Annotated in this window: 26 protein-coding genes; 15 read left to right on the top strand and 11 right to left on the bottom strand. The window is 48.6% G+C overall.

Annotated elements, in window-relative coordinates; translation table 11 throughout:
* Positions 1–14: 14 nt before the first annotated feature.
* On the bottom strand, positions 15–680 hold the full coding sequence (locus NIES2104_RS26055; RefSeq protein ID WP_059001273.1) for a DedA family protein: 666 nt from the start codon (positions 678–680) through the stop codon (positions 15–17).
* 225 nt (positions 681–905) lie between these two features.
* Here NIES2104_RS26055 and NIES2104_RS26050 point away from each other — a divergent pair, with 225 nt between their 5' ends.
* Positions 906–1,415, top strand: coding sequence for an STAS domain-containing protein (locus NIES2104_RS26050; RefSeq protein WP_225895288.1), 510 nt, complete (start codon positions 906–908; stop codon positions 1,413–1,415).
* 85 nt (positions 1,416–1,500) lie between these two features.
* Here NIES2104_RS26050 and NIES2104_RS26045 read toward each other — a convergent pair whose 3' ends face one another.
* The 3 genes from NIES2104_RS26045 to NIES2104_RS26035 form a co-directional block, all read right to left on the bottom strand.
* On the bottom strand, positions 1,501–2,058 hold the full coding sequence (locus NIES2104_RS26045; RefSeq protein ID WP_059001272.1) for an Npun_F5560 family protein: 558 nt from the start codon (positions 2,056–2,058) through the stop codon (positions 1,501–1,503).
* The gene (locus NIES2104_RS26040; RefSeq protein ID WP_059001271.1) at positions 2,055–3,068 is read right to left on the bottom strand and encodes an NAD(P)/FAD-dependent oxidoreductase; all 1,014 of its coding nucleotides are present in this window, start codon (positions 3,066–3,068) and stop codon (positions 2,055–2,057) included. The genes NIES2104_RS26045 and NIES2104_RS26040 overlap by 4 nt, the downstream gene beginning before the upstream one ends.
* A 128-nt stretch (positions 3,069–3,196) precedes the next feature.
* A complete protein-coding gene (locus NIES2104_RS26035; protein WP_059001270.1) occupies positions 3,197–3,868 on the bottom strand; it encodes a hypothetical protein in 672 nt (223 codons plus the stop codon).
* 60 nt (positions 3,869–3,928) lie between these two features.
* On the opposite strand from NIES2104_RS26035, the gene NIES2104_RS26030 reads away from it, so the two are divergent.
* Positions 3,929–4,069: a hypothetical protein gene (locus tag NIES2104_RS26030; protein WP_156427057.1), complete on the top strand. Its 141-nt coding sequence runs from the start codon at positions 3,929–3,931 to the stop codon at positions 4,067–4,069.
* 22 nt (positions 4,070–4,091) lie between these two features.
* Complete coding sequence (locus NIES2104_RS26025) at positions 4,092–4,445, top strand: hypothetical protein (RefSeq protein WP_059001268.1); 354 nt, start codon at positions 4,092–4,094, stop codon at positions 4,443–4,445.
* Positions 4,446–4,454: 9 nt separating this feature from the next.
* On the opposite strand, the gene NIES2104_RS26020 is transcribed toward NIES2104_RS26025, so the two are convergent.
* Complete coding sequence (locus NIES2104_RS26020) at positions 4,455–5,069, bottom strand: type I restriction enzyme HsdR N-terminal domain-containing protein (RefSeq protein ID WP_059001267.1); 615 nt, start codon at positions 5,067–5,069, stop codon at positions 4,455–4,457.
* A gap of 105 nt (positions 5,070–5,174) precedes the next feature.
* On the opposite strand from NIES2104_RS26020, the gene NIES2104_RS26015 reads away from it, so the two are divergent.
* On the top strand, positions 5,175–5,822 hold the full coding sequence (locus NIES2104_RS26015; protein WP_059001266.1) for a class I SAM-dependent methyltransferase: 648 nt from the start codon (positions 5,175–5,177) through the stop codon (positions 5,820–5,822).
* A gap of 263 nt (positions 5,823–6,085) precedes the next feature.
* The gene (locus NIES2104_RS26010; RefSeq protein WP_059001265.1) at positions 6,086–7,087 is read left to right on the top strand and encodes an SH3 domain-containing protein; all 1,002 of its coding nucleotides are present in this window, start codon (positions 6,086–6,088) and stop codon (positions 7,085–7,087) included.
* A 237-nt stretch (positions 7,088–7,324) separates the two neighbouring features.
* Here the strand turns inward: NIES2104_RS26010 and NIES2104_RS26005 are convergent, their stop codons facing one another.
* From NIES2104_RS26005 to NIES2104_RS25995, 3 genes are all read right to left on the bottom strand, one after another.
* Positions 7,325–8,233, bottom strand: a complete 909-nt coding sequence (locus NIES2104_RS26005) for a M23 family metallopeptidase (protein ID WP_059001264.1) — start codon at positions 8,231–8,233, stop codon at positions 7,325–7,327.
* Positions 8,234–8,312: 79 nt separating this feature from the next.
* A complete protein-coding gene (locus NIES2104_RS26000) occupies positions 8,313–9,152 on the bottom strand; it encodes a 3'(2'),5'-bisphosphate nucleotidase CysQ (protein WP_263971042.1) in 840 nt (279 codons plus the stop codon).
* A 25-nt stretch (positions 9,153–9,177) separates the two neighbouring features.
* Positions 9,178–10,014, bottom strand: coding sequence for a sugar kinase (locus NIES2104_RS25995; RefSeq protein WP_059001262.1), 837 nt, complete (start codon positions 10,012–10,014; stop codon positions 9,178–9,180).
* Positions 10,015–10,023: 9 nt separating this feature from the next.
* On the opposite strand from NIES2104_RS25995, the gene rsmI reads away from it, so the two are divergent.
* Positions 10,024–10,857 (top strand): 16S rRNA (cytidine(1402)-2'-O)-methyltransferase, encoded by an 834-nt coding sequence (gene rsmI / locus NIES2104_RS25990; RefSeq protein ID WP_059001261.1) that lies wholly within the window; start codon positions 10,024–10,026, stop codon positions 10,855–10,857.
* Positions 10,854–11,393 carry a hypothetical protein gene (locus tag NIES2104_RS25985; protein ID WP_059001260.1) on the top strand — a complete coding sequence of 180 codons (540 nt, stop codon included), beginning with the start codon at positions 10,854–10,856 and terminating at the stop codon, positions 11,391–11,393. The genes rsmI and NIES2104_RS25985 overlap by 4 nt, the downstream gene beginning before the upstream one ends.
* 1 nt (position 11,394) lies before the next feature.
* Here NIES2104_RS25985 and NIES2104_RS25980 read toward each other — a convergent pair whose 3' ends face one another.
* The gene (locus tag NIES2104_RS25980) at positions 11,395–12,267 is read right to left on the bottom strand and encodes a DMT family transporter (protein ID WP_059001259.1); all 873 of its coding nucleotides are present in this window, start codon (positions 12,265–12,267) and stop codon (positions 11,395–11,397) included.
* Between the two features lie 106 nt (positions 12,268–12,373).
* On the opposite strand from NIES2104_RS25980, the gene NIES2104_RS25975 reads away from it, so the two are divergent.
* The 5 genes from NIES2104_RS25975 to NIES2104_RS33605 all read left to right on the top strand — a co-directional run bounded on the left by NIES2104_RS25975 (position 12,374) and on the right by NIES2104_RS33605 (position 15,850).
* Positions 12,374–12,811, top strand: a complete 438-nt coding sequence (locus NIES2104_RS25975) for a thiol-disulfide oxidoreductase DCC family protein (protein ID WP_059001258.1) — start codon at positions 12,374–12,376, stop codon at positions 12,809–12,811.
* A gap of 236 nt (positions 12,812–13,047) precedes the next feature.
* Positions 13,048–13,248: a type II toxin-antitoxin system HicB family antitoxin gene (locus NIES2104_RS25970; protein ID WP_059001257.1), complete on the top strand. Its 201-nt coding sequence runs from the start codon at positions 13,048–13,050 to the stop codon at positions 13,246–13,248.
* Between the two features lie 135 nt (positions 13,249–13,383).
* Positions 13,384–14,748, top strand: a complete 1,365-nt coding sequence (locus tag NIES2104_RS25965; RefSeq protein ID WP_059001256.1) for a glycoside hydrolase 100 family protein — start codon at positions 13,384–13,386, stop codon at positions 14,746–14,748.
* Positions 14,749–15,041: 293 nt separating this feature from the next.
* Positions 15,042–15,689, top strand: a complete 648-nt coding sequence (locus NIES2104_RS25960; protein ID WP_059001255.1) for a hypothetical protein — start codon at positions 15,042–15,044, stop codon at positions 15,687–15,689.
* 38 nt (positions 15,690–15,727) lie between these two features.
* Entirely contained in the window at positions 15,728–15,850 is a 123-nt protein-coding gene (locus tag NIES2104_RS33605; protein ID WP_263971041.1) for a hypothetical protein, read from the top strand.
* Between the two features lie 37 nt (positions 15,851–15,887).
* Here NIES2104_RS33605 and NIES2104_RS25955 read toward each other — a convergent pair whose 3' ends face one another.
* Positions 15,888–16,172 (bottom strand): DUF427 domain-containing protein, encoded by a 285-nt coding sequence (locus tag NIES2104_RS25955; RefSeq protein WP_059001254.1) that lies wholly within the window; start codon positions 16,170–16,172, stop codon positions 15,888–15,890.
* Between the two features lie 35 nt (positions 16,173–16,207).
* Positions 16,208–16,366 carry a hypothetical protein gene (locus NIES2104_RS31995; protein ID WP_156427056.1) on the bottom strand — a complete coding sequence of 53 codons (159 nt, stop codon included), beginning with the start codon at positions 16,364–16,366 and terminating at the stop codon, positions 16,208–16,210.
* A 484-nt stretch (positions 16,367–16,850) separates the two neighbouring features.
* Here NIES2104_RS31995 and NIES2104_RS25950 point away from each other — a divergent pair, with 484 nt between their 5' ends.
* From NIES2104_RS25950 to glpK, 3 genes are all read left to right on the top strand, one after another.
* On the top strand, positions 16,851–18,752 hold the full coding sequence (locus tag NIES2104_RS25950) for a long-chain fatty acid--CoA ligase (RefSeq protein ID WP_059001253.1): 1,902 nt from the start codon (positions 16,851–16,853) through the stop codon (positions 18,750–18,752).
* A 76-nt stretch (positions 18,753–18,828) separates the two neighbouring features.
* The gene (locus tag NIES2104_RS25945) at positions 18,829–19,278 is read left to right on the top strand and encodes a YlqD family protein (RefSeq protein ID WP_059001252.1); all 450 of its coding nucleotides are present in this window, start codon (positions 18,829–18,831) and stop codon (positions 19,276–19,278) included.
* A gap of 271 nt (positions 19,279–19,549) precedes the next feature.
* Complete coding sequence (glpK, locus tag NIES2104_RS25940; RefSeq protein WP_059001251.1) at positions 19,550–21,004, top strand: glycerol kinase GlpK; 1,455 nt, start codon at positions 19,550–19,552, stop codon at positions 21,002–21,004.
* Positions 21,005–21,007 lie beyond the last annotated feature (3 nt).

The raw sequence follows: 21,007 nt of genomic DNA, 5'->3' as shown, positions 1-21,007 counted from the left end.
CAAACGTTGTAAGGTTAATCTTCCTTCGCTTCGTCAGGCACGATCGCAGTTCCCTCAGAAATGAGTTGCTTCGACTTCCGCGATTCCAACCACAATGGCACTACAACCCAAGCTGCCACCAGCAAGAACGCGACAATACCAAACTGAGAAGCCAACGTAAACAGCTTCTCTAGCGGCACAATCTGACCCGCAAAATACGCCAGTGACACCATCACCGTCGCCCAAGTCAGCGCACCGATCGTGTTATACAGCGTAAATTTCCAATATGGCATTTCAGCAATTCCCGCTAAGGGACTCGCAAAAATCCGCAGCAGTGCCACAAATCGACCGAGAAACACCGCTTTGCCTGCATTCTCACCGAACTGCCGCTTCAATTCCTCAATTTGAGCTTCTTTGATCCGAAACAGCTTACCTAAATTCAGCAACAGTGCCCAGCCGCCATACCGCCCAATCCAATAGCCGATATTGCCGCCGATCGTGGCTCCAAGCGCAGCATCACCTACGACCCACCAGTAATTCAACTGATCACTGCCTGCTAGAAATCCACCTGCAAGCGTCACCGTTTCACCCGGAATCGGCAGTCCCAAATTTTCCAATAAAATCCCGAAAAAAATCGCCCAATATCCGTACTGTTGAGCAATTTGCTCGATCGCTTCTGGCGAAATAAAGTCGAATGACATTTACGATAACCTTTACAAAGCTTCATCTTCCTTTGATCTTGACGCGCTTACGTCCGAAGTGTCAACGAGAATCAGAATGATTTTGCGAAACCGATTCAATTTCATCCGTATTTTTCTATAAGAACAGAAAAGCTTTATTGAAATTGAATCGCGATGCAAACGAACATGAAGATTCGATGAAAGTCAAGCGATCGCAGCTTACGTCCGGAAAGAGACTCTTTATAGTTGAAGTACTCTAGATGCGTAGATCTACCGAGTGGCGGAACGATTCAAGGCGCGATCGTCGTCGAATTAACGGTACTCCGATTACGCTTTAAGATGTCAGAGTTTCGAGATAAACGATCGACATACGATTTTGAACTGGTGTGGGGGAAAAGCATGGCGTTAGTTGAGCAGCACGAAGAGATTGTGCTACAGCCACAGGGACGGCTGGATGTGGTGGGCGGTGAGGCTCTACAGCAACAATGGGTCACACTCGCTCCTAGACGGTATAAGGTTTGGATTATCGATTTGTCGAGAATTGAGTTTATCGATAGTTCAGGATTGGTCGCGTTGGTGGGTGGATTGAAGACGGCAACAGAAATGGGCACGAAAATGGTACTGTGCGGGTTGCGTCCTTCATCTCGACTGATTTTTGAGATTACACAACTCGATCAGGCATTTGCGATTTTTGAGAATTATGAGGCAATTGCGCGATCGTTTGGGCGGTCACAAGATGTCTTGCAGCTTGCTTGAATTCGCATCGAAGTCATCAACAAAAAGCCCCCGCAAATTGATTTTTGCGAGGGCTTTATTGATGAATTGCGTTAGAATTTCTGTTCTAAGCGTTCCCAAACGTGGGCAAAGAAATGTCACCTTCACCCCGTGGAAAAGTGGGTAAATCAAGATGCCCGTTCCGGCGATTCTTCACCGCAAGGCGGTAATTGACGCTTTGTAATTCTGCATGAAGTTGACGATTCTCCCGCTGAATCATCGCCACTTTCTCCCGAACCGGCTGCATTCGTTCGGCAAACTTCTGGCGGTAGACCTTGGGCAATTCTTGCACGACCTGTTCCAGCATCTTCGATCGCTCAGTCAGTTCCTGAGTCGTCTGGCGCAGTTCGTAGATTTCCTGATCGCGCTGTGTCATCTGCTCTTGGTAGAACGTGACTTGCTGTTCGACCGTGTGAAGCTGCTCTCTAAGAGATTGGACTTCTGCCAGATGCCGCTCTGACGGTTCATCGGAGCTTGGAACGGGTGCGATCGCATTGCCTTTTACCAACCGGAAAAGCTCCTGAGACAACTGCTGCACGAGTTGATCGCGCATTTGCAGTTCCTCTTGGAGGCGGAGATTTTCAGCGTGAATTTGTTGGGCTTGAGAAGCATCGAGTTGAATCACGAGACAGGTACTCCTGGGGTCATCAAGTTGAGGTTTTCCTCCCACAATCGCGGAGGAGACGATCGACGAATTTCTCGCCAGATTGCGGTTGCCGCCAATGTACCATCCGCGACCGCAATTGATACTTGATTTAACCCCTCTTTTAAGTCTCCGATCGCAAAAATTCTCGGATGCGATGTCCGACACATATTATCGGTGGCTAGATTTCCGCCTTTCCATTCGAGATCCAAGCCTTGTAAGTAACCGTTGTAAAAATGCGAACCCATTGCCACGAGTCCGGTTTCAAGCTCGATCGTGCTGCCGTCCGCGAGTTCAACCCCGGTCATAGTGTGGTCATGTCCGATAAATCGCTTCAGCGGCATTTCGACCAGCGGATACCCGTGCGCTTTCAATTTCTCACGCATCGCATCGCTGACTTCAAATAAGCCTTGAGTAAACACCGTAATGTACGGCGTAAACCAATTCAGCACGAAAGCCGTATTGATCGCGCCTTCGGTTCCGGCAAATAAGCCACATTTCGTATCCGCCATTTCCCACCCGTCACAAATCATGCAGACGTGCAGATTGTGTCCGGCGTAATCGAAAACGTTCTGCATGTCATCGAGTTTGGGCAGATGGTCGATGATGCCACTGGCAGCGATAACGTATTTGGCGCGGAAGACCGGGTAGCTACTTTCGACTTTGCCGATTTTGGTTTTGACTGCAAAGGTGTCACCCTCATCTTTCACTTCCTCGACAAAGCCCATGAGGTAATCGCCACCGAGAGAAAGAAAGTGATTCTGACCTTGTTGAAGCATCGTGCGTCCGGGAGTTCCGGGCGGTAAGCCCAGATAGTTTTGAAGCTCCTGCATCCAGAACGATCGCCCGCGACCTTTTTCGATCACAAGACATGATAATCGGTAACGCTGGAGATAAATCGCTGCGGAAAGTCCACCCGCTCCCCCGCCAACGATGATGACATCGTAAACGTGATCAAGCTTTTCTGCGAGGTTCTTTTTGGTAAGCTTCATATCTGATCCTTGTACGAATGCGGCAATCTCAATCTAAGGTTAGGACGCAACCCTAGACTTCTTAATGTAGCAATTTCAAGCAAGAGACGAGGATCGGATCGCTGGTCTAAGACGGGGGGGATTTCCGATTAGTACGCTTGAGCGATCGAGCCTTCGGATCGACCGACCGTTTTAATCAGTTCCATACCGTTTTGAACGAGTACGATCGACGGATCGCCGCCTGAGTTCAAATTGATTCGCTTGACGGTGACTGCCCCATTTGCCAGCTTTTCACCGACTTGCACCGATCGAGAAGTGCCATCTGTATCTTCGATGATGGCGCTCACTTGGTTTCCGGTTTGGATGACTCCGGTCAGCGCGATCGCGTCTGCTAAATTCGCTTGGGACACAGGGGGCATGGGAGGCGGCGCAATCGGGATCGCGGGCAATGGGCGAACAGAAACCGTCTGCGGCATTGGAAGAACGGGCTGAGGAAGGGGAACGATGGGCTGAGCATCGATCGAGGATTTCGCTGCGATTGTTTTTTGAGGAATGACGGTTGTTTGAAGTTCAGTTGAAAGCGTTGGAGCCGCAAAAGGATCACGAGTGCTATCGACCGCCACAGGCATGAACGGAGTTTTATTATCGGTCGTGGGAATCATGCCAGGAACTTTAATCGGCGTAACCGTCTCAAGTTTCTGAGGTACAACAGGTTTCGCAAACGCTTGAGGAGACGGAACGTTAGCTTGAGGGGTGCGATTCGGTTGGCAACTCATCAGGAGCAGCGCAGTTCCAGCAATCATCCAGTGACGGTTTTTCATACAGATTTTCCGGGTGGCTACACTGATCAGAATAGCCACCGATTTTTGGAATGCACGGCGATGTTTGCAGGTTTCACTATCGGTTTTGACGGATTTTTCTGCGTCGATCGTATTTCTACGTGGGCGTTCTTGCGGTTGTCGATCGTGCTTACTGGAAAAACTACGCGAATTGCTATGGTAGAAGGACGCGATCGAGATTAATGAATCAGACCTAGGACAAACTATGCAACTCTCTATTTCTGATGATCAGCTAAAGATTGACTTGGATGGGTGGGAACGATTTTGGGCGTTTTACTACAATGCTGATCTGCACATTCCGCTAACTCACATCAAGCAAGTTTCAACTGAAGAACCTCCGAGCAGTTGGACAGATGCAAGATTGCCGGGAACTTATTTACCGGGAGTGATCAAGGCGGGAACTTACTATACCGATCGAGGAAAGGAATTCTGGTATGCGACTCGCTCAGGGCGCTACTTAGTTTTAGAGCTTGAGAACGAGTTTTATAAAAAAATTGTGCTGACCCTTGATCAGAACCAACTTTGGGCAACACAGATTCGCAACGGACAAGCGGTTTAGCGATCGCACTTATTTGATCAGCGTTCCAATCTTTTTCAGAATGCTCAGCACATCGTAAAGCTGATTGCGCCGGGAAATTAGCGAGTAAACATCTGAGAAATCATAAGCTTGCTCAAGCACTTTCGCAAATGCAAAGCTACTTCCATTTGTGACCAATCCAAACACGGCTTGCTGCGGGTTCGGATTCGCCATCATGTAAGTGAGTAGCTGAGGAATTCCAACCTCGATCGAAGCCTTCGTTTGTTTTGCCTCAACCACTAAAACCCAGAATCGCTGCTGAATCACCAGTGCATCAAGCCGTCCCTGAATCTCTTCTTCATCTTCAAACTTAAAACTGACTGGCAGTTCTGCTCTAAACCGAAACGGAGGCTCGTAGAATCCTGCTAAATCAAGCAACGGAGACACAATCAGCAATTTGACGGTTTCTTCGAGCATTGGGCTATCTGCTTGTTGATAGTCGTATCGCTGTTTGATTTGGTCAAGGCGTGCTGTGTCTCCAGCGCTCAAAGGCACGATGTCTTCCCGCCATTCGGTGAAAAAGCGATCGTTGTCTGCCCGTCTGAGTCCAAATTTTTCGTGAACTTGGTTGAGGCTAACGATTTGCTTAGAAATTGCTTGAACCATTGGCTGTCTCAATGCTTTTCCTTATGATACTTTGTGCTCCTGCTTGAGACGGAGAAAGCGATTCGAGAATTTGTTAACATAACTTTATTGTTGTCCTGCGATCGTATGTTGCTTAATCCGAATCAGCGAGAAAAGTTAGACCCCTCGAATGATGCTTTGTTTTATGAGCAGCCGCGCTTTGTCACGCATGTAGATGAAGGATTTATTCAGCAGTTGACTGATCTGTATCGCGATCGCTTAAAGCCGAATTCGCGCATCTTTGACATGATGAGCAGTTGGGTGTCACATTTGCCCGATGATGTTCAGTTCGAGCATGTGGAAGGACATGGATTGAATGGAGAAGAGCTTGCGCGAAATTCAAGACTGAATCACTACTTTGTGCAGAATTTGAACTTAGACCCGAAGTTGCCACTGCCCGATCAGTCATTTGATGCGGTGTTGAATACTGTTTCAGTACAGTATGTTCAATATCCTGAAGCAATCTTTAACGAAATTCATCGGATTTTGAAACCGGGTGGAATTGCGGTTGTTAGCTTCTCGAATCGGATGTTTTATCAAAAAGCGATCGCAGCTTGGCGAGATGGAGCAGAACGCGATCGCGTTGAACTGGTGAAAAACTACTTCAAAGCGGTTCCTGGATTTTCACAGCCTGAAGTGATTGTGAAACAATCTCAAACGCCGCCCGTCCTACAGTTATTTGGGATGTCTGGAGGCGATCCGTTTTATGCAGTGATTGCCACTCGGGTTGATTGATAATAGGCGTACCTTACTCACCCGTAGCGATCGCATTTCGATACAAGTTTGCAAACATATTTCTCTGATGACATACAGATATTGAAATTTGCGAAGAGACATCACAGTCCCTATCCTGACCCCAAAACAGGTCGCTAGAATTCGATCAACTTAGATCTGGAATTGTTTGGTAGGAACTAAGTGAGATTGTTCTCCAGCAAGTTTGGTGTTGAGTTTTGCCTCAGCATCAGGAGACTGGTTTAATATCCAATCATCAGGAAACTATGGAAAGATCTGCTTACGCTGCAACCGTCAGTGTCCATCTGCATTCCGCACTGACTCGGTTCGCTCGATCGCTGAAAAAATTCTGCATAAATCTTCGTAGCTCAGCTTGGATTAGTGTCGCCGGATTGATGCTCGGAGCCTCGATCTTGATCATTCAAGCACCCGATGCTCAAGCCTTTACGGTTCAAGTGAATTCCAGCGTTTCTGCGCTCAATGTCCGCAACGGTCCTGGAACCCAGTTCGGCTTGAACGGCAGACCGCTCTTCCCCGGTGAAATCGTGCGAGTCGTGAATCAATCGGGAAGTTGGTATCAATTGCCCGATGGCGGTTGGTTCTCGTCCGCTTTCGTCACCACAGGACCTGGGACTGGCGGCGGTGGAGTCGGGGGCGGGGGAACTCCGATTAATCAAACTGTGAGAGCAACCACAACCGTTAACGTGAGAAATGGTCCTGGAACCGGATTTAGCTTGAATGGTAGACCGCTGAATCCGGGTGAAACGGTGCGAGTGATTCGGCAATCAAATGGCTGGTATCAATTGCCCGATGGCGGTTGGTTCTCTTCACAGTTCGCACAAGTGGTTTCTGGAGGCGGAGCTGGCGGCGGGGGAACACCGACCAATCGAACTGTGAGAGCAACCACGACTGTTAACGTGAGAAATGGTCCTGGAACCGGATTTAGCTTGAATGGTAGACCGCTCTTTGCGGGTGAAACAGTCCGGGTAGTCCGCGAATCGGGAGGCTGGTATCAATTGCCTGATGGTGGTTGGTTCTCTTCTGCATTTGCCACAACTGTTTCCGGTGGCGGCACTGGGGGCGGCGGTAACTTTACCTCGGCGACCGTTTCCACGAATGGCAGTAATTTGCTGATTCGATCGAATCCTGGCGGCGGTGTGATCGGCAGTCTTTCCAATGGGACGGTTGTGCGCTTATCGGGACAGCGCAGCGGGGGTTATACTCAGCTATCCAGTGGCGGCTGGGTGTCTAGCTCTTGGTTGAGATAGAACGCCCGAAAGGTTCAGGGGTGTTTACTTCTGAACCTTTCTGATGTGCTTTAAAGCTCCTGCGCTCCGATTCTGTCTCGCCCTGAAATAAATTTCGGGCTAATCGACGCAAGTCCATTTCAATGGACTAAGAGCCTGAAAATGGGTTCGGAGTCTACTTCAGTGGACTTTCCACCATTAGCCCGAAATTCATTTCAGGGTGGGAGTGTAACGAAGTGAGCCACCTCTAAACACGCCTTAGAAGCGTAAGGGAGTAGTCGAAGGAGATTCCACGCCTGCTTGTCGGACTCCACCTTGTCCAGCCCGATCGAGTAATTGCATCGGATCGATCGCGCTTTGATAAGTATCTACACCTTGGCGAATTTCATAGTGCAGATGCGGTCCGGTGGAATTGCCGTTATTCCCGATCGCGGCAATCAATTGACCGGGTGTGATCGTTTGACCGGGTTTAACATAGGCTTTACTGATGTGAGCAAACAGGTGAATCTGTCCTTGGCTGTCTCGAACTTTGACGTGCCAACCGTAACCCCATTCGTAACTGTTCGTATCTTGTTCACGTCCGACATACGAAACCACGCCACAGATCGGACTATTGATCGGGTCGCCAACTTTGCCATCGAAATCGACTCCGGTATGGAAATGAGTTTGTCCCGGATTAAATGGATCGCTGACTCGCCCGAATCCCTGATTAATGACCGGAATCGGGACGGGATAGACTGGAGCACAATTAGAGGCGGGCAGGAGAAGTGGATCGGGGGCGGGGGTGCTGCGGATCGTGATTACTTTCGGCGCAGAGGCGGCTAGGAGTCGAACTTGGTTGCTTTGTACCCAACCAATGATACCGGAGCGATTCGATTCCATTTTGTACCAGGTGCTGCCGTCTCTGGTTTGGGTTTGGCTGAGGACGCGGATACGATCGCCGGAATACGCAAATCCTGCGATCGTCGAATTTGCAGATGGCTCGACTTGAACATTGATCTGAGCGAAGCGTTGATTTGCGATCAGTTCAGCAGGCTGGGTAGCGCTGTTTACCACACTCTGCGCGAACGAAGACTGTAACCAATTCGGAGCCGTGAGAATCCCAAAGCTTAGAACGAACAGCGCTAAGCTCTGGGCGAGAATGCGCCCGGTACGATTGATTTTCATGAGGATACGTTAGGGGGTTAGGGAGAAAAATGCGATCGCGCTTTTCTACTTCCCTGCCATTGAACCTCAGATCGGGAAATTATTGATCAATTTTTGCAACTAAATCTGTTGCCGTTTCGCACAGTTGACGGTGAATTTTTCCATTGCTGGCAAGAATTCCTCCCCACTGGCTAACATCCTGGCGATTGTATTGCACTGGAGATTGATCGAAATAAGTGAACTGTCCGCCTGCTTCGGTCAAAATCAGTTCAGGAGCGGCAAAATCCCAATCTTTCGCAGCAGATTTTCCCGATAAAGAAAGATAGAGATCGGCTTGTTGTTCGACGATCGCAGCAATCTTACAGCCGACACTGCCGATTTGACGCTGTTGTTTCACAGGGAATTGTTCCATCAGTTGATTAAATCTCACATCGCGATGACTGCGACTCGCAACGACGGTGAGATCTTCAAAGTTGGATTTGTCTGAAGCTTTTACTGGATGTCGATCGCCGTTTTGAGTTTCGACCCAAGTTCCGCCGTTTAAGGTTGCAGAATAGAGTTTACCGACTGCGGGACAAGCCACGATCGCAACGACGGGACGACCTTGATAAGCGAGAGCAATATGCAGCGCGTATTCTCCGGTGCGGTTGATGAAATCTTTAGTGCCATCGAGCGGATCAATGATCCACACCCAAGAACGACTGAGACGAACTTCAGCAGGTTCAGATTGATAAGTTTCTTCGCTGAGATAACCAAAGGTTTGTGGATCGAACACCGATTGCAGCTTTTCGAGAATGTACGAGTTTGCCGCAATGTCCGCTGAAGTGACCGGACTATCACCAGATTTCTCGACTTCAAAGTTGCGGGATTGTTCGACCAGAATGTTTGCGGCTCCCCAACCGACTCGACGTGCGATCGCACAAATACCTTCAAAGTTCATCGTAATCATCCAAACAGCCTCATTATTATAGGTGTCGTTTCATCCATTCGCGGGTGCCGAAGAACTGACAGGAATGTGAAGCAACATTGGCAGCCTTTGAAAGTGTGTCTGTAAAAGAGTGCTCTAATATATAGTGGCAAAATGCACCATGAAAGATGTCGCCTGCACCGAGTGTGTCAATCACTGGAACTTTGGGAACATCAATTTCAAGGGTTTGGAGTTCGATCGCATTCTTTCCCTGTGTGATCGCAATGTTTGGAATTCCAAAGCTTTGTAGATAATCAAAGACGGTTTGGTCGGTGGGTGGTTTGAAGTTGGCAGAGCAAATCGCATAGTCTACATAAGGTAAGACGGTTTCAAATCCAGGTTTCCAGCTTCCACCGTCAATCACAACCGGAATGTTTTTCTCACGGGCTTGTTTTGCGATCGCGGCTCCAAGCTGCATCTGATGTCCATCGATCAAGACAATATCAATGTCATCGAGAAGATTTTCACAATCAATCATCACTTGAGATTTCACGGCATTAATTGACACGACTGCTCGATCGCCTGTTGATTGAGTCACGACGATCGAGGAAACAGGCGGCGATTCTGTTTTAGTTGGATCAAGATCAATGATCTGAACACCACAAGTTTCCAAGTCACTTTTAATTAAATGACAAATAGGATGTGAGCCGATCGCGCCCGCTAATGTTGCAGAAGTGCCTAAATGTTGAAATGCGATCGCGGCATTTGTCGCAGGACCTCCAGCCGCGATCGTCGTCTCTTTTGCCACGATTTTTTGATTCGCGATCGGAGGTGCATCCGCAAGATAGATTAAATCTAGCGTCACCAATCCCACAAATAAGCCACGTTTTGACATAATTTTGACATGACAGCAACTCTATATATTGTGGGCACACCCCTCGGCAATTTAGAAGACATGACATTTCGGGCAGTCCGGACTCTGCAAACTGTAGATTTGATTGCCGCCGAAGACACGCGCCACACTGGAAAACTCTTACAGCACTTCCAAATTAAAACGCCACAGATTAGCTATCACGATCACAATCGACATACAAGAACCGCAGAACTGATCGCTCGCTTACAGCAAGGCACCTCGATCGCACTTGTGACCGATGCAGGAATGCCCGGAATTTCTGATCCTGGGTACGAACTGGTAAAAGCTTGTGCAGAAAATGGAATTCCAGTTGTTCCAATTCCGGGAGCAACCGCCGCGATGACTGCTTTAAGTGCTTCGGGACTCAAGAGTGATCGATTTGTCTTTGAAGGCTTTCTACCTGCAAAAGAAACCGAACGGCGCGAACACTTGGAAACATTAATTACCGACGATCGCACTCTGATTTTCTACGAAGCTCCGCATCGAGTGCAGAAAACACTCCAAGACATTGCCACTGTTTTAGGCAGCGATCGACAAATTGTTTTAGCGCGAGAACTCACTAAACTGCACGAAGAATTTTGGCGCGGAACCGTCGAAGCTGCGATCGCCCATTACACAACTCATGAGCCAAAAGGTGAATTTACGCTGATTGTGTCTGGTGCAGAACCGACAGAGATTGTTTTAACTGAGGAGGTTCTCAAAGCTGAATTACTCGCGCTCATGCAGCAGGGAGTTTCTCGATCGCAAGCCAGCCGCCAGCTTTCTCAACAAACCGCTTTACCGCGTCGTCACCTGTATCAACTCGCCTTACAGATCGAACCATGAGCGACTCCGAACTTGATCGGCTACTGCAAAAAGCCTTCGAGCAATGTGAACGTCTGGGACATCCGCTTGATCCAGAGCAAAAAGACATTCTGCGATCGACTTTGCATCAAGAAACCCGCACCAATCCACTCGCACAATTAACCGAGGAACAACGGCAGGCTTTATTGATGTTTGCTCAGTCTGAACCGGACTGGAAGACCTCACTGTTAAATGATTGGCTGCAAAATCGCGATTCTGGAGCAATGCAATTCATTAGAGACCAGTTTGGTTTATCGTGGCTCAATTCGATTCTGCCTGAAGATTTAGCGGCATATCGCGATCGAGAAACGAGATTGAACATTGGCGATCGCATTGAAGTCTCAAATACGCTTTGGGAATGGGTGCAAGATGGCGACGAAGAATGGTACTCCTGCACTGTGATTCGCTTGATCGAAGCAGATAACTCACAAGAGACACGCTGTACCATTCGGTTTGAGAACGGTCAGGAATATGAGATTCAAGGAATGTATGACTGGAATCGATCGAACTGGCGATGAACTATTTTCGATTCGCGATCGTTGTCAGTACCAATGCCCCCAACACACAGCCCATCCCGACCAATTCATGCGGTTGCGGATATTCTCCAAGCTGCAACGCTGCAAACGTCACCCCCATCACCGGAGTCATCAACATCCCCAAACCTGATAAGCCTGCTGGAAGCTGACTCAGCACATACATCCATAAAAACATCGGAATCGCATTTCCCGGCAGCACATTGTAAGCCAGTGCACTGATAAAGGCAGAGTTCCACTGAATCGGAGGAGCCGGAACAAACAGCGCGATCGCGATCAGCGGTACTGCCCCGAACAACACTTGCCAAGCAGTCAACGACAGCAAATTCACGTTTGCCATATCCATTTTTTTCGCAGTAATGGCTCCACCTGCCCAACTCAACCCCGCTAACACTGCCAAAATTCCGCTGAACAAAGTGCCCTGCAATCGAAATGGATCAAGAATCAGCAACAATCCGGAAAACGCAATCCCGATCGCGATCCACTGCAAGCCCTTAATCCGCTCCCCCAGAAAGTACCACGCCAACAACAGCGTCCAAAACGGCATCGTATACACCAGAATCGCTGTTTTTCCGGCTCCTCCACTCACCAACGCCCAAGCTGCAAATCCACTAAATCCAGCAGTTTGCAACAGTCCCAACAAGAAAGTATGCGGAACTTGCTGCGGTTTCGGGGACTGTCCTCGAACGAGAATCGCACTCAGCAAAATCAACCCGCTCCCCAGATTCCGCAAGGCGGCAAACACAAACGGCGAAGAGTACTGTACACCAATCTTCATCTGCGTCCAACTGTAGCCCCAAAGAAGCGCGATCGCAATCAACGCGAACACCGCCAACTTAGGAATCCGAGAATGAGTCATAACCGCCCCACAATTCAATCAGGGATAGCTTAGAGCCAAAGTTCTTCGTATACAATCCACCAGAGGCATTAAGAACTGTAAAATTAAAGAAAAAGGTTCAGATCCGATGACAAATCCCACTTGGAAAATCAAGCTGCTCTATGATCGTGAATGTCCGCTCTGTATGCGAGAAGTCAACTTTTTGAAACGGCGAGACAACGATCGGGGTTTAGTCGCATTTGTAGACATTGCCGACGCGAACTATTCCCCTGAAGAGAACGGTGGGATTGATTACGAAACCGCTATGGGTCGGATTCACGCCGTACTACCCGATGGCAGCACAATTAAGAATGTCGAGGTGTTTCGGCGCGTTTACGAAGTGCTCGGCATGGGCTGGGTCTATGCAATTACCAAAATTCCGGTGTTTGGCTGGCTTGCTGACAAGTTGTACGAGATTTGGGCAGATTGGCGCTTGGCATTGACGGGAAGACCGGATTTAGCCTCGATCGTGGCAGAACGCGAGAAATGTTCGATCGAGGGTCGTTGCCGAGTCGAGAAGCGCTAGAACAATGAACCTTAGAGGGTGTTTTAAAAGTAGCCGTTGATTGCATTCACCCGCCCGAAGCTGAACCTCCGGGCTAACAGAGGAAAGCCCCCTCAACGGGACTAAGCGCCGCAGAAATTGCAATTTAGCCTGCTTTAGCAGGGTTGCGCCCATTAGCCCAGAGGTTTAGCTCCGGGCGGGATCGAACCGTAGCGAAGTGTTCTTAAATACTTTTCAAACGTCCTCTTAGATATCAGATGCTGATTCAGTGGTCAGACGAAGATGAATGTTTTCTAGTCGGATTTCCTGATTTTCCAGGTCAGCACTGGCAAACACATGGAGAAACCTATCAAGAAGCCTTTACCAATGGAATTGAGGCACTTGAATCGCTGGTTGCCGCCTACGAGCAAACTGGAGAGCCTTTACCAGAACCAAGAACTGTTTGCACTGCTGCTTGAGCAATATGAACAGGAGAAACTCAGAACATTGAACCAATAACGCCAATTGACTCAGATGAATCGATCGTAAAGTCGCATCGCACTCCAAAAGATATGCTCTAGGATAGACCTTTGTTGATTTCGAGGATTTAGACCTTGAGCATCGAAGAGAGAGCCTGGGAATTGTTAGAAAAATCGGTTGTGTATTATCAGGGTCGAGAGATTGGCACGATCGCTGCCTGTGACACTGAAATCGCCGCCCTGAACTACGACCAATGTTTTGTCCGAGACTTTATTTCATCCGCGCTGCTGTTTTTAATGCGGGGCAGATTTGAGATGGTTCGCAACTTTCTCGAAGAAACGTTAAGACTCCAGCCGAAAACGACTCAGTTCGACTCTTCTAAACCCAGTCGCGGCTTGATGCCTGCTAGTTTCAAAATTATTGCTTACGAAGGCGGAGAGTATCTCAAAGCCGACTTTGGTGATCATGCGATCGGGAGAGTTGCCCCCGCTGATTCCGGATTGTGGTGGATCATTTTGCTCAGAGCTTATGTGATTGCCACCGGAGACATTAGTTTTGCTTCTCAATTAGAGGTGCAAGAAGGCATTCGCTTTATCTTAGAACTCTGCTTGGTGACACGGTTTGACATGTATCCGATGGTGTTGGTTCCCGATGGTGCCAGCATGATCGATCGACGTATGGGAACCTATGGTCATCCGCTCGACATTCAAGCTCTGTTCTATGCTGCCCTCAGAGCCAGCCTAGAATTGCTCGTCGAGAGCGATGAAAACCAGAAAATGATTCAGGGGATTCACAGCCGTTTAATTCCGCTCAGACGGCAACTGAGAGAGCATTATTGGCTCGATCCAGAGCGGTTGAATGTGATTTACCGCTATCGAGTCGAAGAATACGGCGAAGAGGCGCTCAACCAGTTCAACATCTATTCTGATTCAATCCCGTTCTACAAGCTGGCAAATTGGTTGCCAGAAGCAGGCGGATACATGGCAGGGAACTTAGGACCCTCACAGTTGGATGTGCGCTTCTTTTCGATTGGAAATCTGATGTCGATCGTGTCTGCACTCGCCACTGAAAGACAATCTCACAAGATTCTGAACCTGATCGAACTGCGCTGGACTGATTTAGTCGGACAGATGCCGATGAAGCTCTGTTATCCTGCCCTTGAAGATGTCGAATGGCGCATTGTCACCGGAGCCGATCCAAAGAATCGTCCTTGGTCGTATCACAATGGCGGGAGTTGGCCCGTTTTACTTTGGATGCTCACCGCAGCGGCGAAAAAGATGAATCGCGGAGAACTCGCGCATCATGCGATCGCCATTGCAGAACGTCGATTACTCGAAGATCACTTCCCCGAATACTATGACGGTCCCGATGGTCGATTGATCGGCAAAGAAGCACGGAGATATCAAACTTGGACGATCGCAGGTTATCTACTCGCAAAAGAACTGTTAGCCAACCCGGATCATCTGAAGCTGATCAACTTTGACTGGGAAGCCAAGTGATCAAATCACAACAAATGATGGAGCACTCGTGAAATTTCGACAGTAAAATCACAGTACTCCATCGGCTGAAACCCGCGCCGTCGGACTTACAGGCAAGTTTTTATCTATCCTGGAATGGACTATCAAAATGGCTGAAACACTGTGATCGTAAGCATTACATGATCTGATAGTTGATCAACAGTAGGCAGAGCAGCTAAGAAAAGTGCAAAATTAACATACAAAATTGCAAAATTATTGTTCTGATTGATCCAACAGGTACTACAATCAAGAACAATTTACAGTGAGGTAAAACAATGCCCTACGCTATCTTAGACAACTCCGTCCGCAAGAACTTAGAACAAGAACGCGATCGACTGACGAGCGATCGTGATTCGATCATCAAAGCCGCAGTTTCAGCAGCTACCACTGAGATTGATCAAACCCTCGAATACCTCAATGGTTTGCTCGGTGGACAAATCGAACCTCCAACCAATGGCAAAGGTAAGAAAGCCGCAGCAGCGATCGAGCTTCCGAAAGTTGAAGCGGCTCCCGAACCCGAAGCCAAGCCCAAACAGCAGCGCAAAGGACGCGGCAAAGCAAAAGCAGCAGTCGAGGAAACCACTACAGCGGCTCCTGAGAAGAAGACTCGCGGCAAGAAGAAGACCGAAGAAGCGGCTCCCAAGAAGACCCGCAATGTAAAACCTCCGGTTCCATTTGATGCCACCATGAAGCGCGACTTCAAAGGAATGACTCCCGCAGAAGCAGTCCTGAAAGTGCTGAGTGGTTCTCCCAGCGACACCTTCACGACCGATGAAGTGATCGAAATTCTGTATGGTTCGCTGCCGAGTGTGAATGTTCCGGAAGCTCGTAAGCGGATTGCACTGACGTTGGCACACGGCATGAGAAAAGGTAGCTACGAGAAAGTTGCCGAAAACCCCAGCCGCTTCAAAATCGCAGGCTAATTGGTTCGTTCTTCTGCTCTATCGCAGCAAAGCTCATCATGACTACAGTGCTGGTTCACTCAGAACACACTCCGATCGCGGTTCATGTTCCGGCTCAGAGTCTGAGATCCGGAGCGAACGGCACAAAGAAAAGCCCGGATCAGGTCGTTAAACCAGAATGACCGGGCTTGGTGCTGAAATTAGCAAGGATTTGGTGAGCTAAGCTTCGACTTTTACGCCTTTCCAGAAAGCAATGTAACCTGTAATGTTCTTCGCCGCATCTTTGGGCGTGGGATAGTACCAGGCTGCGTCCTTGTTGGTTTGACCATTCACCACAACGTTGTAGTAGCTGGCGATACCTTTCCAGCCGCAAGTGGTGTGAGTGCTGCTGTCTTGAAAATATTCGGACTTAATCGAGTCGGGCGGAAAGTATTGGTTCCCCTCGACCACTTCTGTACGATCACTTTCGGCTAAAACGACTCCGTTCCAAATGGCTTTCGGCATGATTGGTTAATCCAAACGCTTCGACTTAAAGCGTATCACTCTCCCTGCGGCATGTAACACTTGCCATCGCTCCATCGATACACCTGCGTTGTCTCACAAGCGCGGCTCTGATCGTTCAAACTCGTTGAGCCAAAGTGGATCAAGGTCAACACGGCGACGATGAGCGTAATCCCTCCAGAAATCACAGGCGACATTCTAAATCGGGGTGAACGATAAAATCTAGCATCGTGGATTTGAAGAGACGATCGCAAGTGTAATCATTGAAATCATATAAAAATAAAATTAGGCTTTACTGAATCTTCAAGAAAACTCAATCGTGATCCTAGAGAAACGTCGATCGCGCGCTTTAGAGAGTGTTTGAAAAGTATAGAAAGTCTCTTCGCTTCGATTGCCGCCCGCCCTGAAATGAATTTCGGGCTAATGGTGGAAAGTCTACTGAAGTAGACTCGGAGCTATTTTCAAGTTCTTAGTCCTTTGAAAAGGACTTTCGTCGATTAGCCCGAAATTCATTTCAGGGCGGGACGTTGCAACGAACGACAACTTTTCAAACATCCTCCTCAGGAAAACTGCACAAGCGGCGCACGTATCAGACAAAATGAATTCTGTCTGCTCTCGGTGGTTCAACCCTTGACTTAGGGAATACCGTTAAATTACTCACTCATCACAGGAGTTTCGCTCATGAGCCGTGCTTATCCCTCTGTGCCGTTTGAACAAGCCCCGTATCGCCAGGTGCAGTCTTTGCCGGAACTGTGGTCGATTATTTCTAAGCAGTACGCGGATGTTTTAGCGGTTTACGACCCGCACAGTACCCCAGAAGTCAAACTGACCTACGCACAGCTTTATGAGCAGATGCAGCGGTTTGCAGCGGGGATTCAGGCGTTAGAGATTCGGAGCGATGGAGCAGACGACGTGCCACCGCGGATCGCATTGTTTGCGGATAACTCTCCTCGGTGGTTGATTGCGGATCAGGGAATTATGCGATCGGGAGCCGTAGATGTGGTGCGAGGTGCTCAAGCTGATCCATTGGAGTTACGGTACATTTTGGAGCATAGCGGCTCGGTGGGGGTCGTTTTACAAGATGCGGACTTGCTGAAGAAATTACGTCCGATTCTGGCAGAAGTGCCGCTGCAATTTGTGATTTTGCTCAGCGACGAGACGGCAACTTCAGATACTTACAAAGTGATGAACTTTTCTGAAGTGATCACGCTGGGAAGATCTCACACGCTTCAACCTGTTCAACAAGATCGGCAGACTTTAGCCACACTGATGTACACATCGGGAACATCGGGAATGCCAAAAGGCGTGATGCTCAGTCATGGAAATTTACTATATGAAGTGAATGGTGCTTATGCGGTCGCGAAACTGCAACCGGGAGAGCGGGTTTTAAGCATTCTTCCAATTTGGCACAGCTATGAGCGCACCTTTGAGTACTTCATTTTCTCGAATGGTTGCTCTCAGATTTATACAAACATTCGCTTTGTGAAAAAAGACATTAAGGAACATCGACCGCATTACATGGTGGGTGTACCGCGACTGTGGGAATCGATTTACGAAGGCATTCAGAAACAATTCCGTGACCAACCTGCGAAAAAGCAGAAGTTGGTGAAGTTTTTCTTAGATCAAAGCCAGAAGTACATTGTGGCAAAACGAACGGCGGAGAATTTGAACTTGGATTACCTTGATCCATCGAGTTCTGAGAAACTGAAAGCGAAGGTGCAAGCAGCGATTCGATATCCTTTTCACAAATTGGGCGATCGCTTGGTTTACCAAAAAGTCCGAGAAGGAACGGGCGGCTGTATTAAGTTCGTGGTCAGCGGCGGCGGCTCGATCGCGGAACATTTAGAAGACTTTTTCGAGATTGTCGGCATCAATATTCTGGGCGGCTATGGACTGACCGAAACTTCTCCGATTACTCATGCGCGTCGTCCGTGGCGGAATGTTCGGGGAGCCGATGGCGAAGCATTACCGGGAACCCAAACGCGGATTGTTGACCCAGAGACGCGCAAAGATTTACCGATCGGGCAGCGGGGCTTGATTTTGCTGCGGGGTGCTCAGATTATGCAGGGTTATTACAAGAATCCGGAGGCGACCGCAAAAGCGATCGACAAAGAGGGCTGGTTTGATAGTGGCGATTTGGGGATGGTGACGCGCTATGGCGATTTGATCATCACGGGACGGGCGAAAGATACGATCGTGCTGACCAACGGCGAGAACATTGAGCCGCAACCGATCGAAGATGCGTGTCTAAGAAGTCCGTACGTGGATCAAATCATGCTGGTTGGACAAGATCAGAAAGTTCTGGGGGCATTAGTTGTGCCGAATATGGAAGCTTTGGAACAGTGGCGCGGCGGCAGTGTTGACCTGCAAGATTCAGCCGTACAGGAATTGTTCCGGCAAGAATTGGCGAAATTAGTCAAAGAGCGTCCGGGTTATCGTCCAGACGATCGAATTGGTTATTTTAGGCTGTTGTCGGAGCCGTTTACGATGGAGAATGGCTTACTGACGCAGACCTTGAAAATCCGGCGAAACGTGGTGATGGAGCGCTACCAAGGTATGATTGACGAGATGTTTTCGCCGTAGTTGTCTTGAAGGGGGCGAAAGCGTTTATGATGACTCCCTAGCCCCCCCTCCCCTAGTTTTTACTCTGAGTCACAGTATGGAAATCTCTAAGTCTCATCTGTTGTTGCAGCGCAATGTGAATGTGAAAGCGGTGGTGACACCCCGATGGAAGGACGAAGCACAGCAAACGTTACAGGCGCAGTTAAATCAGACTGATAATCAGTTACAGCAGCTTGAAATGCAGATGCAGCAGGTGTTGACTGAAATTCAGCGACAAACGCTGCAACCGGGAAGTCCGGAGGCGATGCAGCAAAGTGAAAGTATTCGGATGCAGTTCAATCAGCGCAAAAGTGAATTGCTCGAACAAAAGAATCAGACCTTACAGCAGCTTCAACAGGTTCAGATTTTGGAGTTGGATCAAGAGGTGCAGCAAGGTCAGATCGGGAGCGTGTTTCGGATTGAGCCGGGGGATAATTTGATCGAGAAGATGAATGTTGAGGTGTTGCTGCGCGATGGCATTGTTGAAGAGATTCGCGGGATTATTTAAGTTCAGCAAGTCGTAAATCACCATTAAGAGGCTGGGTCTTGGGGAAATCTCTTGCAACCCAGCTTTTTGTTATGTTGGCAAGTTCTAACTCTGAACTTGAGTTGGACGTGCTGGCTTGCTTCGTTGCTCACTCGTCCCGAAATAGAATTCGGGGCTAATCGTGCGAAGTCCACTGAAGGGGACTAAAGACAGGAGAGAAGTCAAAAAATGTCACGATCGATGACTCCCGATTCTCGCTATTGTCAGTGTTGGACAATCTTCTGCGCGACGTATGGCAAAGTATATTCTGGCTCTCGATCTCGGTACGACAGGCAATCGATCGTTTCTCTTTGATCAAACCGGAACGATTGCCGGACAAGCCTATCTGGAATTGAAACAGTACTATCCGCATCCGGGATGGTTGGAACACGATGCTGAAGAGATTTGGAATGCAGCACAATCGGTGATTCGATCGACGATTCAATCGATCAATCCGGCGGAGATTGCCGCGATCGGCTTAACGGTTCAGCGTGAAACTTGCTTACTTTGGGACAAAAACACCGGAAAGCCACTGCATCGGGCGATCGTTTGGCAAGATCGACGAACAGCAGATTTTTGTAATCAATTGCGAGATCAGGGATTTACTGAAGAAATCTACGATCGAACAGGCTTAGTGATTGATGCCTATTTTTCTGCAACAAAGCTGAGATGGTTGCTTGATCAAGTTCAAGGCATTGATTTAGACAATGTTTTAGCGGGCACGATCGATACTTGGATTTTGTGGAATCTGACCCGTGGGAAAGTTCACGCGACCGATCACAGCAATGCCAGTCGCACTTTATTAATGAACTTGAAAACGCTGGAGTGGGATGAACGATTGCTGGAGATATTCGGCATTTCTAGAAAGATTTTGCCTTCGATTCAGCCAAGTCTAGGAACATTCGGAACAACGGATTTATTGGGAGTTGAACTTCCAATTACTGCAATTCTGGGGGATCAACAGGCGGCATTGTTCGGGCAAGGATGCGATCGACCTGGATTGATGAAATGCACGTATGGAACCGGGAGCTTTCTTGTCGCTCATACTGGCTCGGAGATTGTGCGATCGAATCAACAATTGATTTCCACGATCGCTTGGACACAGAACAATCAGGTAGGCTATGCACTCGAAGGCAGTCTGTTCACGAGCGGTGCCTGTGTTCAATGGCTCAGAGATGGATTAGGACTAATCAAAACCGCACAAGAAACCGAAGCGATCGCACAACAAGTTCCCGATAATGGCGGCGTGTACTTTGTACCTGCATTGAGCGGATTGGGAACACCACATTGGGACATGAGCGCACGAGGAGCATTTTTAGGAATCACAGGCGGCGTAAGGCGGGAACACATGGTTCGAGCCGTGTTAGAAGCGATCGCGTTTCAAGTGAAAGAAGTCGTGGATGAAATTGAAACTTATAGCCCGGTTCCATTGCAGAAACTTGCAGTCGATGGTGGAGCTTGTGAAAATAACTTTCTCATGCAGCTTCAAGCCGATGTATTAGGCATTGCGATCGAGCGTCCAGCGATTCGCGATACAACCGTTCTCGGAGCGGCGTTTGCGGCAGGACTCGCCAGCGGATTTTGGCAGCGTTATGATCAATTAGTTGAACATCGAGTCATCGATCGCATTTTTGAACCGCGATCAACTTCGGTGCAGTCTGATTTCAAACAATGGCAAAAAGCAGTCGATCGGGCAAAATGTTGGTAGTTC

This window comes from Leptolyngbya sp. NIES-2104, from assembly GCF_001485215.1.
Taxonomy (GTDB): domain Bacteria; phylum Cyanobacteriota; class Cyanobacteriia; order Leptolyngbyales; family Leptolyngbyaceae; genus Leptolyngbya.
Note: the sequence above shows the minus strand (reverse complement) of the source record. Positions and strands in the feature narration are given on the sequence as shown.